8 protein-coding genes and 2 tRNA genes are annotated in these 16655 nt (G+C 26.0%); 3 read left to right on the top strand and 7 right to left on the bottom strand.

Annotated elements, in window-relative coordinates:
* Positions 1–2: 2 nt before the first annotated feature.
* Entirely contained in the window at positions 3–1697 is a 1695-nt protein-coding gene (locus tag FJM08_RS07585; RefSeq protein ID WP_140031418.1) for a PhnE/PtxC family ABC transporter permease, read from the top strand.
* A 611-nt stretch (positions 1698–2308) separates the two neighbouring features.
* Complete coding sequence (locus FJM08_RS07580) at positions 2309–11122, top strand: hypothetical protein (RefSeq protein ID WP_140031417.1); 8814 nt, start codon at positions 2309–2311, stop codon at positions 11120–11122.
* A 138-nt stretch (positions 11123–11260) separates the two neighbouring features.
* Here the strand turns inward: FJM08_RS07580 and FJM08_RS01340 are convergent.
* The 5 genes from FJM08_RS01340 to FJM08_RS01320 all read right to left on the bottom strand — a co-directional run bounded on the left by FJM08_RS01340 (position 11261) and on the right by FJM08_RS01320 (position 13390).
* Positions 11261–11336 (bottom strand) — tRNA-Lys (locus tag FJM08_RS01340).
* A gap of 3 nt (positions 11337–11339) precedes the next feature.
* Positions 11340–11426: transfer RNA gene (locus tag FJM08_RS01335), tRNA-Leu, on the bottom strand.
* A 118-nt stretch (positions 11427–11544) separates the two neighbouring features.
* The gene (locus FJM08_RS07575) at positions 11545–12285 is read right to left on the bottom strand and encodes a hypothetical protein (RefSeq protein WP_140031416.1); all 741 of its coding nucleotides are present in this window, start codon (positions 12283–12285) and stop codon (positions 11545–11547) included.
* Positions 12275–12991 (bottom strand): hypothetical protein, encoded by a 717-nt coding sequence (locus FJM08_RS07570; protein ID WP_140031415.1) that lies wholly within the window; start codon positions 12989–12991, stop codon positions 12275–12277. The genes FJM08_RS07575 and FJM08_RS07570 overlap by 11 nt, the downstream gene beginning before the upstream one ends.
* Positions 12992–12997: 6 nt before the next feature.
* Entirely contained in the window at positions 12998–13390 is a 393-nt protein-coding gene (locus FJM08_RS01320) for a hypothetical protein (RefSeq protein WP_140031414.1), read from the bottom strand.
* Between the two features lie 135 nt (positions 13391–13525).
* Here FJM08_RS01320 and gpmI point away from each other — a divergent pair, with 135 nt between their 5' ends.
* The gene (gene gpmI, locus FJM08_RS01315; RefSeq protein ID WP_140031413.1) at positions 13526–15046 is read left to right on the top strand and encodes a 2,3-bisphosphoglycerate-independent phosphoglycerate mutase; all 1521 of its coding nucleotides are present in this window, start codon (positions 13526–13528) and stop codon (positions 15044–15046) included.
* Positions 15047–15189: 143 nt separating this feature from the next.
* Here gpmI and FJM08_RS07565 read toward each other — a convergent pair whose 3' ends face one another.
* The gene (locus FJM08_RS07565; protein WP_140031412.1) at positions 15190–15828 is read right to left on the bottom strand and encodes a hypothetical protein; all 639 of its coding nucleotides are present in this window, start codon (positions 15826–15828) and stop codon (positions 15190–15192) included.
* Complete coding sequence (locus FJM08_RS07560; RefSeq protein ID WP_140031411.1) at positions 15818–16555, bottom strand: hypothetical protein; 738 nt, start codon at positions 16553–16555, stop codon at positions 15818–15820. The genes FJM08_RS07565 and FJM08_RS07560 overlap by 11 nt, the downstream gene beginning before the upstream one ends.
* Between the last annotated feature and the right edge of the window lie 100 nt (positions 16556–16655).

Here is a 16655-nt window from a genome sequence, read left to right as displayed (position 1 = left end):
CTATGAATAATTTTTCAATTAAAGACAAATTTTTTAACGAAAGTGTTTCAACACAAAACATAAGACATAAAGGCCCAATTAATATTTATTGAAAAAGCATAATTGCAATTTTACTGATTGCATTTTTTGTTTTTTCTATCTATTATATTGATTTCGGTTTTTCAAACAATGGACTAAGGTTATTAGGCCAAAATTTAAAAAGTTTTTTTTCGCCTAGTTTACAGAGTCAAAAATATGGTACTAATCTTTTCACTACATCGTTAAAATTTTTATGAACTAGTATAAAAGTTGTATTTTTAGGTACCATATTTGGTTTAATTTTTTCATTACTAAGTTCATATCTTTCAAATTATAAAATGAACAAAAAATATGTGGCGATAGTAGCTAAAATATTTGTTATTTTTTTGCGTCTAGTTCCTGAACTATTTTTTATTTACTTATTTAAAATATCATTTGATAAAACGCTTGCAATTGCCGCTATTTTTAGTTGATTCACATGACTTTGATTACATGAATATTTTTCGCAAATAATAGAAAACTCCAATTTTACAATTTTCTATCATTTGCTAAAGGCGAAAACAACAAAATTAAAGGCGTTTTGAATCGAAATTTTACCTCAAATTAAGGCAAAAATAATTAATTATGTTTTATATGCCTTTGAGTCTAATTTACGCTGATCAGCTATATTATTTGAATTTGGATTTTTAGGAATAGGACTATTAATATATCCTAACGAAACTAATATTAATTACTCCGAACTCTTAATTCCACTATTAATATTGACAATTTTTATTTTTGTTTTAGAATTGATTAATTATGGAATTAAACAGATCTTTTTTATTTCTAAAACTAAGGAGCCTAATTTAAAAAAATACAATAAAAATTCAGCTTTTAAAAAAACTTTAGCCGTTTTGATTATTTTATTAATTATGATCTTGTTTGCTATAGGAATTTATTCCGTTTCTAAAGAAACAATTTATTTTGGCCAGGGATTTAGTTATATGCATGATTTTTTTGCTGCTAACTGAAAGGCAGTAAATTGAAGTTTTAGCAATGGCGTTGCGGAAATGATTTTGCAATTCGCTTGTTTACTTTATTTATCAATGGCTACATTGTATTTAATCGCTTATGCTAAATTATTTATTGCAAGCAAACAACTTTTCAAAAACAAAATAGTGGCAATAGGTAAATTTGAAAATTCATTAATTAGAGCAATTCCAACTGTTAGTATTTTTATATTAATATCAACATTATTTGTTAATTTTTATGCACCATTTGTAATCGCTTTTGCAATTCATGGTGCTAGTTCGCTTAGCAAAAATTTAGACTCTTCAATAAATAAAATTTCTCAAAATAAGGTAAATATATTAATAAATAAGGGTTATAATAAATTTGCAATTTTTAAAAATTTTATAATGCCAAGTATTAAAAGAGATTTAATTACATTTTTAGGTTTTGAACTCGAAAAATTGACTAGGAACTTTATTACTTATGGTCTTTATGGCGCTTCAAAATTAGGTGAAGCAACGCATCTAACTAGAGTCAAAGAAATTAGTGATATTGCTCCTTATCTATGAATTGGTTTTTTTATAATGGCGCTTATAAATTTAACAACTTATACTTTAAGATCAAATTTTATAAAAAAATATAAAGCCTCTTTATCCGCTTTATATCAAATTAAATTTGTTAAGCATTAAAACAATAAAAAAATTACGATGTTATATTTAGATTTTGCCAAGCTCAAATATTATTAATTTTGCAATTTACGTATGAACTATTTTTATTTCTATATGAAATGCTTCAAAAACTTTTTCAAATAAATAAATTAATTGTAACAATTTTTAGATTTTTATATTCATTAATTTTTTTGAGTAATGAATAATAATCAATATTAAATTTACGAAATGTAATGTTAATTTGATTTTCGCTAATTATCTCAACGCGACAATCATTTAAAAAGAATCTTGAAATTCCTTGTACCTTAATATTTATCTGTGGATCTAATTGTAAAATAAAATAAATCTAATTTATTGATTCGAATCATGTTGTTATCCATTCAAAATTGATTAAAACTTTGAATTAAATCAGCAAATTAATATTTTGGAATTATTTTTTTATTAAAACTAGAAAAAGATGCGTTTTATTACACGAAAAAAGCCCATTTTCGTGTTTTTTTATGCAAAAGTAAGGCGCTAGCTAACCATTTTCAAAAAAAAAAAAAAAAAACGCCTACAATGTAATGGTTTTTGTATGCTCGATCTAAAATTGAGCATCTTAAATAATTATTATTTAAGTATTAAGAGGTAATATGAATTCTAATAAGAAAAAAACTGCAATCATTGTCGGATCAGTAGCTACAGCTTTGCTTGCTTCTGCAGCAATCGCTACAGCGCTATATTTAAAAGGTAAAAATAAATTAGATAAACCTAAAGATAAAACAACGTTTATCGATTTTGGCATTTCAAAAGAAGATCAAAAAGAATTTGGCGCGCATGATGCTAAAGTTGAAGAAGAATTTAAAAAGATAAGAAAATATATCGAAAAAATTATTGAAAACCTAAATAAGGGAATTAATGAAGCTAAAAAAGATTTAAGCATCCAAGACTATAATGTTTTAATTAACTATTTAAAGGACGGAATTAAAATTGGTGAAGATGCTTTTCCAATTTTAGATAAAAGTATTAAGGCTTTGGCAGAGTATCTTGAAAAGCAAAAACTTCTTCAAGATGATAGAAAAAGACTAGCTGAAACAATTGAAAAAGCTAAAGAAGCAATCGCATCTGCACAATCTAAATTAGATGGACTTTTAAAAGATAAAAGTAAAGTTGAAAAACGTGCTGAAACAATTATTCGTCAAATTAAAGAAGCAATTGAACGTGCTGAAAAGGGAACAATAATTCCTGAATTTAAAGCTTCAATCAAAGAACTTGAAGAATTATCTGCTGCTGCTGAGGAAATTAAAACCAAGGCAAAAATTTTCGATTTAAATGACATTATCAATAAATTAGATGGTGCAATTAATGATGCAAAGGCTGAAATTCAAATTCTAAAAGATAAAATTAGTAAGCAAGATGAAGCTGCGCAAAAAGAAGCAATTAAAAAATTTGCTGAAGAATTAAAAGATAAAGTTGATAAAGCAATTAAAAAAGGCGAAGATGCTCAAACTGTTGAAGAACTAGAAGAAGCCAAAAAGCAAATTGACACATTAAAAGATGTTGCCAGTGAAGCTGCTAAAGAAGCTAATAAATTAAATGAACCTGAAGCTAAAGCAAAAATTGAATCGCAAATCCAACGTTTAGAAGAAGAATCTAAAAAACTTAATAAGCGTATTGAAGAAAAGAAAGCAAAAGATTCAGAATTAAAAAATGAACTAAAAGAATTGCTTGAAGAACTTAAAAAAGCTGGCGAAGATGCTCAAAATGCTCAAAGTTTAAATGATTTAAACAAAGCAATCGCAGAATTAGAAGCAAAAATATCAAAAGGCCAAGATTTACAGCCAAAATTAAATCAAGCCAAATTAACTGATGAAGCAGATACACTAAAAAAAGCACTTGAAAAAGCTGCCGAAATTTTAACTGATGCTAAAAACCGAAAAGACGCTGAAAATACTAGAATAAGCGAGATAAAAACTAAGTTAAATAATCAAAAACAAGATCTAGAATCAAAAACTAATAATATCAAAACAAAAGAATCAATTACCGACCTAGAAAATGCATTAAGTGAATTAACTAAAGCAATTAATGATGGCGAATCACTTAATAATGAAGTTAAAGATGATAAATCAAAAGATTCATTTAAAGATGAGTATAACGCCTTTGCTAAAACACTAGAAGACGCTAAAAATCAAGCGCAAAGTTCACAACAAAAATTAGATGCTTTAAAACAAGCAAAAAATGAACTTGATAAAAAAGTTGCTGATGCGATATCAAATGCTAATGAAGCAATCAAAGAAGCAAATCAAAATAAAAATAGTGAAGATAAAGATAAATTATCTTCTGTTTTAGAACAAATTTCTAAAGCCAAATCTGAATTAGAAAAAGCAAAACAAGATTCTGAAACTGCAAATGATGCTGAAAATAAAAAGAAATGTGAAGATAAATTAGCTGAATTAGAAACTGCTAAAGCTGAAATAGAAGCGCAAAAAACAAAAGTTGAAAACAAAGAAAAAGAAATTGCTAAAACAAAAGAAGAAATTAAGAAACAAATTGAAGATTTAAATGAAAAAATTGGTAAAGTTGATGAAGCTATTAAAGATAAAAATAAAAACAATATTGATTTAACTAAAAAGGAATTAGATAAAGAAATCCAAAAAGCTGAAGAATTACTAGAAAAAATAAAAGATGAAGGAAAACTAGAATCGGAAAAAATAGATTTAAATTCAAAAATAACTGATGCTAAAAATAAATCAAAAGCAGCTGAAGAAGCTCTAAAAAATATTAATAAAGCTGAAGATGATGCTAAAAAAGCAGTTGAGGAAGCTAAACAAAAACTAAATAAAGCAATTGGTGATGCTAAAAATGTTGATCCTAACAAATTAGATGATTTAAAAGAAAAGCAAAAACAATTAGATGAAGCAATTGAAAAAGGAAATAAAGCTAATAAGCAAGCAGATGATGCTGGCGTGAGTGACCAAACTCTAAAAGATAAGCTAGCGGAAGCACAAACTGAAAAGCAAAAACTTGAAGAAAAAATCAAAAAAGCTGAAGCTGACAATATTAATCAAATTAAGCAAAAAATTGCGAATGTTATTAGCGTTCTAGACACCGCAATTAATAAAGTGGATGAAACTACTCAAATTGCAAATAAACATGATTTAGAAAAAACAGAAGAAGCGATAACCACAATTACTAATGCATTAAAATCCGCAACTGATGTAAAAACAGAAACTGAAGGAAATAAAGACAAATATCAAGGCGAATTTAATAATTTGGTTTCAAAAATTACAGAAGCAGAAGAAAAACAAAATGCAATCTTAAAACAAAAACAAGATATTGAAGCTGAACGTAAAGCAGCAGATCAAGAATATGAAACATTAAAACAAGATGTTGATGCAAACATTTTGTTATTTGATAATAATACAGATAAATTAGACAAAGTTACTGAAGCTATTGGAAAATTAGAAGAAAATTTAAATTCAGCAAATGCGCTTTTAGCTAAAACTAAAGATATTAAATATACCGCTTTACAAACTACCGTTGAAGCGCTGATAACCAAAATTAATGAAAAATTAGTTGCTGCAAGAGCTAAAAAACAAGATTTAGAAAATGCGCAAGAAGCAGAAAAACAAAGAATTAAAAAGCTCAAGGAAGATCTAAATAAAGCAAAACAAGACTTGCAAGATAAATCTAGCGCTTTAAATAACGCGCAAGGATTAGATAAAAAAACTGAGGCGTTAAAAGATTTAAATGATGCTATTACTGAAGCCGATAAATTAATTAGCCAAGTTACTGAGAAAGATAAGTTAACTAATGCGAAAACTGAATGAGAAGATTTTAATTCAAAATTAACTGAAGCTAAACAACTTTCAAGAGACAAGCAAGACGAAATTAATGCTAAAAAGCAAGATTTAGATAATAAAATTAATGCTATTAAACGAAAAGTTGAAACAGAATCAGAAACTGCAGATATCGCTATAAAAGAAAAAGATAAAACCAAATTAGAAGCTTCAAAAGATAAATTAGAAACTTTAGTTAATGATTTAAAAGAGCTTCAAAAAGAAACTGAACAAGAAAAATATTCTGCTGGCACAAATCAAGTTACTGATGAATTGGCAAAAGTTAATGAGCAATTAAAAAATGTTACTGATGAATTAAATTCAGAAACAGATCGTATCAAAAAAGTTAAAGAAGCGCTTGAAAAAGCAACTAATGACCTTAAGCACGCTAAACAAGAAGCTACAAATAATAAAGATAATGTTGACAAATTAGAAAAGGCGTTGCAAGATCTGCAAACTCAATATGGCCTTGCTAATAATACCTACATAGAACACAATAAACCTGAAAATACAAAAATACCTGAATTGCAAAAAGCATTACATGATTTAAAAGTAGAACTAGACACATATCAAGCATTTAAAAAAGACTTAGAAGATAAAAATAATGAAACTAAGAAAAAATTAGAAAAAGAATTGGAAAACGCCAAAGAGAAAGCTGATAAAGCAATAAATGAAGCTGATGCAGCAGGCAATGATAAACAAAAATTGGATGATGCTAAGAAAAAATTGGATGATTCTAAAGAAGAATTGGATAAAATTGCTGAAGATGCCGGTAAAAATGGCTATGATAGAGCTAAAAAAGATGCAGAAGAAAAATCTAAGGAAATCGATAAAAAATTAAAAGATATAATTTCTAAATTAAATGATAAAACTTCTGAAGAATTAGACAAATTGATTAATGAATTAACTCAAAACAACGATAGCGTTAAAGCGTTGGATGGAGTAGATGAATTAAATGATAAATTATCACCATTTGAAAAATTAATCAATGATACAAGAACAAGTTATACCAATTTAAACACACAAGAAAATAGAAATAATAACGATATAAATCAAAAATTGAATAAATTAAATGATTTATTAAATGAATCCACTCAAACTTACAATGCAAAAAATGCAGATTTAAGTAGTAAAAAAACTGCAACTGAAGAAAAATACAATGAAGCCAACAATATTGCATCGCCTTTATTAACTCAATCTGAAAATTTGAACGGCAAATCTGTTGGAGATTTAACAAAATTAATTACCGACCTAGAAGATGCTAAAACCAAGGCAACTGAAGCTAAAAATTTAGCAACCACGAATAAATATAGTAAATACGTAACTGAATCTGACAAATTAATTAATAAAATTAACGAAGCTATTGAAAAAGTAACATCTGCAAAAAATAATCTTGAAGGCGAAAATAAACAAGCTGAAAAATTAATTGAAGAGATTGAAGAAAAAATAAAAAACATTGGCGACAAAAAGGCATTAATTACAACTGATAAAAAAGAAAAAATTGATGAGCTAGAAACATTAATTAGTGATTTAAATAATGCTAATAGTGATGGAATCACTTTCCACAATGAGAAAAATAAATTTGAAAACCCATTAGCAAAACGGCCAGATGTTAGCGGCAAATTAAAAGAATTGAAAGATTTAACTGATGGAACAACTACTGAATTAAATCAATTGAGACAAAAACTTTCAGAAAATAAAAAAGCTGTTGAAGATGCGTTCAATGCAGCGAAAAATAAAGAAACAGAAAAAAGAAACTCTATTGATAAAGCAAAAGTCGATAAAAAAATTCCTAGTTTAGAACAAGCGCTAAACGATCTAAGAGAAATTAAAGAATTAGCAGATAAAGCAAAAGAACTTGAATCGCAAAAGGGATATGCTGCTAAAAAGGGCGATATTGATGCTATTGCCAACAAAATTGATACTGAGATTCAAGAATTTGAAGAATTGCTAAAACAAGCAAAACAAACTGAACGAGAAAGAATTCAAGAGCTTGTTAAAAAAATTCAGGATCAAATCACAAATTTAAATAATGTTGAAAATGCTACAAAAGGTCAATTTTCAACTTCTGGCGCTCTAAAAAATCAAATTGAAAAACTTGAAAAAGAATTAGTAAAAGCTAATGAGTTGAAAGATAAAGTGCAAATTGAAACTGATGGCAATTTAATAGAACCCAAAAAGAATTTAAGCGAAGCTATAGCTAATGCTAATGCTACTTTAGAATTAGCTAAAGAAAAAGCAAACGCTATTGAAAAAATTGAGAAATTAAGCGATTTAAAAGTTGAAGAAAAAACTCAATTCATAAATGAAGTTAACAAAGCTGAAAACAAGCAAAAAATTGATGAAATTGTTGCTAAGGCTGAAGCTAAAAACTCACAAAACAAATCAACGAACATTCAAAAACTAAAAACCGAAATTGAAAAACATATTGAAGAATTAAACAACAAATCAAAAGAATTAGAAGATGGCGTTGGCAAATTGCCATTGCAAGACTTATCTTCTCTATTAGATCAAATTGCTTCTAAAATAGAAAACGCTCAAAAATTTTATAATTCAAATAAAGATAAATATAACGAATTATCACAAGATTTTAAAGGTCTAAAAAATAGCATTGATAATGCTAATAACGTATATAAAAAAGTAAAATCACACGTTGAATCAGGGAAACAATCAATTGATATTGATTTAGCAAGACTGGCAGACGAATTGGGAAAACTGACTCCAAAAATTATTGATACGGCTACATTAGTTGAAATAAGTGATTTGATTAGTAAATTAGAACAATTAGAATCAAAAGTTGATGAATTAATGGGAAGATGTAACACTGCTAACTATAAAACAAGTGAAGCAAACAAATTGAAAAATGATGTTTTAGCGGCTAAAGAAAAAGCTAAAACAATAAAAGAAAATTTAGAAACCTACAATTCAATCAAACAACAAATCAATAATTTAACCAATATTAGCAATAAAGAAAAAGCTAAAAAATTGCAAGAATTAGAAGCTAATAAAACAAATAAAAATAAAATGAATCAAATTCTTAATGAAGCAAAAGAATTGGATGCAAAATATAAAAAATTCCGTGAAGAATTTGACAATATTAAAACTGAAATTCCTAAATTGGCAAATGATTTTGATAATCAAAAACAATATCAAGAAAAACAAATTTCTAATATTACTTCTGATAAAGATAAAATCAATAAATCATCAGGAAATTCTAGTTTAAAAGTTAGTGAAATTCAAAATAGCAATACAAAATTAATTCAAGATAAAACTAAACTTGAACAAACGCTTCAAAACAATCAAATTGATTTTGAAAATGATGAAATTGCTAATATAGAAAATAAATTAAAAGAAATTAGCAAAGAATATGAAAAAGAGAAACAAACTCTTTTAGATTACAAACTGAAATCATTAGTAAATGATGCATATTACTACTATCATATATTTGCTGCAGATGAAAGTAAATTTAGTATTTTAAATAAAGAATATGAATTAACAGGAAATACTGGTTTTTATGTAAAAAGAACCAAATTATATAGCGAAGCTAACGATATTTTATTCAATAAAATTTATTCCTTAAAATACGATAATAGCTCAAATTTTGAAGAAAATGAAAATAACTTTAATACTTATAAATCAAAAATTGATGAAATTAAAAACTATTATGATTCTCCTTACAAAAAACAAGTTGAATATATTGAATCACTTCAAAAATTAGTAAAAGAAAAAGAAGAGTTATTGTCTAACAATTTTTCTGATTCAAAATATCAAAATATTAAAGATAAATATATTCAATTAATCAAAGAATTATTTGATAAACCTTTTGTTAATAATATAAATGATTATCAAAACATTTGAGATAAACACTTAAAAGAAGACTATGAAGCAATAGTTAACAAAATACTTAATCAAATTGATTTAATTAAGTATGCCGAACACATTGTTTTTGATTATAATGGAACTAATAAAAGCCAAACTTTTGCAAGTAATGTAACTTCTAATTTGTTAAAGCCTAGACATTTATCTAATAATCATTTTGATAATTCAAAATATGACATAAAAATAAATAGAATAATACCTAATGATAAAGATGGTTTTTTACATGTAGAATATGAATTATCACTAAAATCACAACCCGGTATTTCCATTTCAGCTCAAGATAGAAGTGGCGCAGGATATAGGACTGTGATTAGAGATTCGGCACTAATTAATAGTAGTTTTCAATATCAAATAAAAGAAAACAATTTTTATAAAGATGTATTTGACTATGATTGACTATCGCTTAAAATAAATTCAGGCGATAAATTAGCTAATTTCCAAAATATCTGTAACTTTAAATTCAAAGCCAATGAAGGACATAAGGGCGAACGAATAACAATTAATAGCGTTACTCACTCCTCAAATAAATTAAAAATTGTATTCCACTATGAAATTACATATAATAACGGAACAGGTAATGTTACTGATCGATTTACTTTCTATGAATGAGAATTTGATTTCACAGCGTTAATGGAGAAAAATAAAACTAATGCGGTAAAGAAAATTCATAATGAATCAAGATTTTTATATAAAAATTCTAATTCTCAGATTCAAAGTTTAGCTAGTGCAATTTGAAAAAATCGTGATAACGAAAAAGGAAACATAACCGTAAAAAACGATAAATTACATTCGGTTGGAAATTCTAAATTCGCACTAAAATATGAAATTCAAGATGCAAATGATATTACTGGTAAGTTGTTAATACGTGTAAGATATTACTACAATAATGTTGAAATTCAAGACACTGGTAATTTAAGCTTAATTGAGGGAAATTGTTTAACTGGCCCTGAATGATTTAAAACTCATTATAAACTGGATTTTACGCAAGAAGATTTTATTAACAATATGATTAAATATGATACTAAATATAGCACCACTCTTTTTAGTGGTCACTTAAATATAAATAAATTTAAGCAAGCTAAAAGTTGAAATGACGATGATTTGTTTTGATATTTTTTCCAAGACAAATTTACATATCATAGAAATGAAGTTCGTAAATTTGCACGCAATTTAATCGGCGGTGACGGCCCTAATACAGAATTTGCTTTAAATAAAGCTAATTTAAGAATGGATAAAAATTTAAATACTCATAATGTAATAATCGAATGATCAAGTATTTGAAATGTAAAAGCATATTTTTACGATTCTATTATGAACTCGCATATGATGGAACAAACTTTTGAAATTAAATCTAATTTGGTTGATATTGGACCAATTGTGCAAACAATGTTAATAACACGAATAATTTATTCTAATGATTCCTTTGGAGATGTATATTCCTTATGCCAACTTGTTAGAGATGCATCTAAAAAGAAACCTAATGGTGCTCCAACCGGAATTGTAAAACTACAAGATTTAGTTAACAATCTTTTCCTAAATAAATATAGTAGATTCCCAAATGATTACACTAAAGTGTGACAAAATGCATGAAATAATAGGGATGAGATACAAAACGACTATAAAATGGTTATAGATGAATATAAACAAATTCGTGATTATAGTGGCACAGGTCGATGAGGATCTGATGAGACTTTTGAAAAGTCAATTCACAAATTTTTCGATGAAGATGTATATTATCCAATAAAATAACTAATTAAATATTTTTATTATTTATAACATTAAATTGATGTAAAGTACAATTGTTACTTTGCATTTTATTTTTAAAAAATGACTTTACTTTTTTAAATAAAAAACACCTAATGGTGTTTTTAGGTCAATTACTTGAAATGGTACGCCCTAGAGGATTCGAACCTCTGACCCAATGGTTAAAAGCCATTTGCTCTACCTTCTGAGCTAAGGGCGCATCTGGTGCCCAGAACTGGACTTGAACCAGCACGGCCATTACAGCCAACGGATTTTAAGTCCGTAGCGTCTACCATTCCGCCACCTGGGCAGGTGGTTTCAAATGCTTTATTATTATATTATTATTTTTAAATAAAAAGACAAAAAAATTGCGTTTTTTTACGCAATTAGAAATTTTGAATAAAATGCAAATTAATTTTAGAACCCGATTATTGAATTTCTTTGATATTTAAATCTTTAATTAGCAATTCTCTTAGATAACTAACTTGAATATTGTTTAATTTAAGGTTGTTTATCTCAAATGGGTCAATTGCTGAATCTAGACAAAAGCATTCAATTTCAAGCAATCGCTTTTTGCCATGTAATTTGGAAAATTTGACAATAAGATCCTGATAAGCGAATTCTTGCTTAATAATTTTGGATTTAATGATTGTTTTTATTAATCTATTTTTATTACTTTTAAAGTCATTAATTATATTTAAATTATTCGCATATGATGATTTATTACTTATATGAACAATATAATCAATTGTAGCCTCATTTTGATTGTCTTTAATTAGCGATAAAATTTCTTTACCTTTATCATAAAAAACTCATGATATTGCATAAGCCAAATTTCCTATCGCAGAAATAGCAGTAGTAATAAAACTATATTTTCCTATTATGTTATTAGTAATAATGACATTTTGAAGAGCCAGAGTAGTAAAAATAATTGAAATTAGTAAGTCGAAAATTAAAATTGAGAGGCCGATGTAAACTAATTTTCTGTCATCTAGAATTTTAATAACATTTTTGGGAAACTTTATTTTTCTTTCGTTAATTGCGAATAAAGTCTCATTAGCATATTTTTGTTTATAATGTGGAAAAATTAATATCAATATTATAAATATGATTGTTAAAAAATTAATATAGGTGCACACAAGCAAACCTAATATGTCATTATTTGTCATTTATACCTTCTTTATGTATTGAAAATTCTATAGCTATTAAATAACGAAGATAATTAATGTGTCGTATATCCAAATCATATATAGTTATTATTGATCAAAGCTTCATGCTATTGAAGTGTATTAGTAAAAGATAATCTAATTTATCTTCACTATAAAATTTTAAAATTTTATTGGGTTTATATCTTCTATATCCTAGATATAAATCAAAATTAGATTTACCTTCACTATAAAATCATTTATTTATTTCATCGATAATTTCTTTATCGCTAATTAAAAATTCAAGTTCTTTAATATCTCTAAAAAGAGAATTCATATGTTGATTCTTGAGTAATAAATTTATTTTTATCAATTTTTTTCAGCGTCCGCGAACATTAAAACATAAAATAAAGCTAAATACTGGCGAAATTAAAAACACTAAAACCAATATTGACAAAATACCAGCATATATAATTGAGCAAATAAATAATACGATTTCAATTATTGAAAAAATTATTGATAGATCAGCTATAGCATAAAACGTTTTTAGTTTCTTAAACATTGATGCATCAACATAGAATTTTAATTTATTAATATTTTTTAAAATCTTTAGATAACCAAAATGTAACGTATAGATATACAAAAAAATAAAATTCACGCAAGCCACTATGAATATCGCAATAATTAGTGCAAGATTTATATCTAAGTTTATTAAATTAATGTTCTTCATGTTTATTTACCCAAGATTGTCTAATTTAGATTTATTAGGCAAAGTTCTAATATATCATTCATTTAATTTGGGATTAAAGATTTTTAAAAGTCCCAATAAATTTAATTCGTATTGAGGTTTCGATAATAGTTTATCAAGTGCGAATAGTTCTCCAGTTTTTCTATTTTTAAAGATTATATTTTTTCCGCCTTTTCCTTTATAGGCATCCGATAGTGTGGAGATAAAAAAATTTGGATAATTTTTAACCGAATGCTTTAAAAATTCAAATAAATGCCTTTCTATTAAATCCAATTTTTCTGTATTAATATTTTCAAAAAATTGGTCAATGCTTTTTAAATGTTGCTCAAAGTATTTTTCCTTTTTTGCCTCTCCATATATATTTGGATCAGTTATTATCATATCTGCCTTTCGTTATTTTTCTGTTAATATAATTATACTTTTTTGATTACAATAGTTTTTTAAAACAAAATAGTTATAGCAATAAAACGATGTAATTAAATTACAAAGATTATAATTTTAATAGTAAGGAAATTTATGTCTTTAAAAAATAAAAAAGTAATTTTAACAATAATTGATGGGCTAGGACTAAGAAAAGAAAAGCAAGGCAATGCCTACGCACAAGCATTTCACCCTATTTTTGATTATTTATTTGCTATGTGTCCTAATTCAGTTTTGCAAGCCTCAGGCGAATTTGTTGGTTTGCCAAGCGGACAAATTGGGAATTCTGAAGTTGGACATTTAAATATCGGAGCAGGAAGAATTGTTTATACCGGTCTTTCTTTAATAAATCAAGCTATTAAAGAAAACAAATTTAAAGATAATACAGTGTTAAATAAAATTATTGATGAAACAATTAAAAGTAATAAAACTCTACATTTAATGGGTTTATTAAGCGATGGCGGTGTGCATTCATTGGATAATCATTTATTTGAAATTATGAAATTAGCACATAAAAAACAATTAAAAAAAGTCTCAATTCATGTTTTTGGCGATGGTAGAGATGTTAAACCTCAATCAATTAAAAATTCGTTATGTGAATTAAAAAAATTGTCAGCAAAATTTGGCTATCCTATTTCTAGTATTTCGGGACGCTTTTATGCTATGGATCGTGATCAAATATTTGAACGTAATGAATTAGCATTGCGAGCAATTTTAGGCGAATCAGATAATCAATTTAAAAATATTGACGAATACATAAACGAACAATATCAAAAACAGATTTATGATGAATTTTTTGTTCCTGCACAAGCTAAAAATGGAATATTTTTAAAAGAAGATGATAACGTTATTTTCTTTAATTTTCGCCCTGATCGCGCTAGACAATTAAGCCATTTGCTTGTCAAAAGTAATTTATATAATTACAAGCCGATTCATGAAATTAGAATTAATTTGTTTGCTTCGCTAATGAAATATGAAGGCATTAACTCGTTAGTTGCGTTTGAAGAAATGAAAGTACCTAGCCCCTTGGGCGAAGTTATAGCCAATAATAACTTAAAACAATTGCGTCTTGCTGAAACGCAAAAATATGCTCATGTAACATTTTTTATGGATGGTGGTAAAGACATTTTATATCCTAACGAAAATCGAATTTTAGTAAATAGTATTAAAGCACAATCTTTTGCAGATTGCCCTCAAATGTCGGCTAAAGAAATTACTGACGAATTATTAAATAATATTGAAAATTATGATTTCATAATTATGAACTATGCTAATCCAGATATGGTGGGGCACACCGGAAATTTAAAGGCTACAATTAAGGCAATAGAATTTTTGGATGAACAATTTGAAAGAATTTTAAATTACGTTAATGAAAATAAAGACCAAGTGACATGATTTATTACCGCAGATCATGGAAATGCGGAAATAACTGAAGACCAAAATAATCAACCCGCCACAAAGCACACAACAAGCCCTGTTATGTTTATTACTACAGATAAATCAATAGAATTAAAAAGTGGTTCGCTTTGCGATGTTGCACCTAGTATATTAGATTATTTGAATATCGCTAAACCTAAAGAAATGGGCGGAACTAGTTTAATTAAAAAGTTTAAATAAAAATTCATACCTAAATATGAATTAAAAGTCTTGCAAGCAAACCAATAAATTATTTAACATGAGTGTTTTCTTATAAATAAAATAATAACTCACGCAAATAATATCTTAAATAAGATAAATTTTCTAAATCTGTTTCTAAATCATTAATTTTTAAGTACTTGGGGGTCAACAAACAAAAGATAATCCAAAGAAAAAGCATTGAATTTCTTTTTCTTGTAGCAAAAATTTTTAATTTTTTCTAAATTTAAACTCTTAACAGATTTACCGTTTCAGTCTAAAAATTTTAAATAAATTTCTTTTTCTATTGCAATCAAAAAATTTTTATATTTTTCTTCATTTATTATTTTGTTTTCGAAAAAGAAAATTTGATTACAAGAATCTAGCCTAGATAAACGATATGAAGTATCGTGATATTTTAATAAGTTTATATTTTTGAGAAATAAAATAAGAAACGGAGAACAAAAAATAAAATTCAATAACCCAATTATTCTTCTCAAAAAATAAGGCATCTCGTTTATTTCTAAAAAAATTCAAAGTAATGCAAGTGTGATTGAAATAATCATGCTAGGAATAAACAAAATTAATAAGTAACAAGCATTTTTGTAAAATACTTTTTTGATGAATGATTTATCTATTTTCAGTGATTCCTTTTCAATTAATTTAATTGCCAATAACGAACTAAGCATTTTTTGCTTAAAAATTTTATAGTAAAAAATAATTGAAATTAAATTAGAAATTAAACTACCGAAAATTGTAATAACTATTAAAACACTAACCTTCATATCCATCTTCTCCTTTTTTAACACATTCAAGTAATTTATAGTATAGTAAGCTTAGTTGTTCTCTATCTAATACAGTTTTATTTAATTCAAAAACTAATGGTTTTGAAAACATTAAATTATTAATATAATTAATTTTTTCTTGATTAGTTTTAATTTTCAAAAAAATTTTTTGCATTTTTTGATAGGTAGGAAAATTGCTGAATCAAACATAGCGTGTGTCTCAGCGTTTGCAAATTCTAGCTTCGTTACTAGTAAAATAAGAAAAAATAACTTCATATTTTTGATTGATTAGATTTAATTTATCAATAGATAAATAGTATTCTTCTCAACAATTATTGTTTTTACATTCTAAATTGTATCTTTTATATTGTTTAGTTATTTTAAAATATCAAGATACTAAGTATATTAGTTCAAGAAGAATAATAATAGTAAAAAAAGTTAAATATAAAAGCAATACAATTTTTATATTTTGATTTTCTGGTCCTTTTATTATTATAAATATCATATTTGAAAGTGCTAAAACTAATGATATAATATCAAAAATAATAATAATTTTGGAGCGTGTAAAATATCCTTGCAAACTGATATTCATATGCTTTTTGTTTTCTAACAAAAACTCAAGGGTATCATTAATAAAATAGTTATATCTAATTTTTTTGATTGATAAAATAAAAGTCAATAAAAATAGTATTAGAGTGCTTAACTGCGTAAATATAATAACAAACATATTATCCTAAGTTATCTTCTAAAAATTTATTTGCATTTACATTATAACATGTCTATAAATTAACATTTTTATTATTATTGTATAGAATTTACTTTAAAAT

The organism is Metamycoplasma equirhinis (genome assembly GCF_006385185.1).
Classification (GTDB): Bacteria; Bacillota_I; Bacilli_A; order Mycoplasmatales; family Metamycoplasmataceae; genus Metamycoplasma; species Metamycoplasma equirhinis.
The sequence above is the reverse complement of the archived record's forward strand: the minus strand, read 5'-3'. Positions and strand labels throughout refer to the sequence as shown.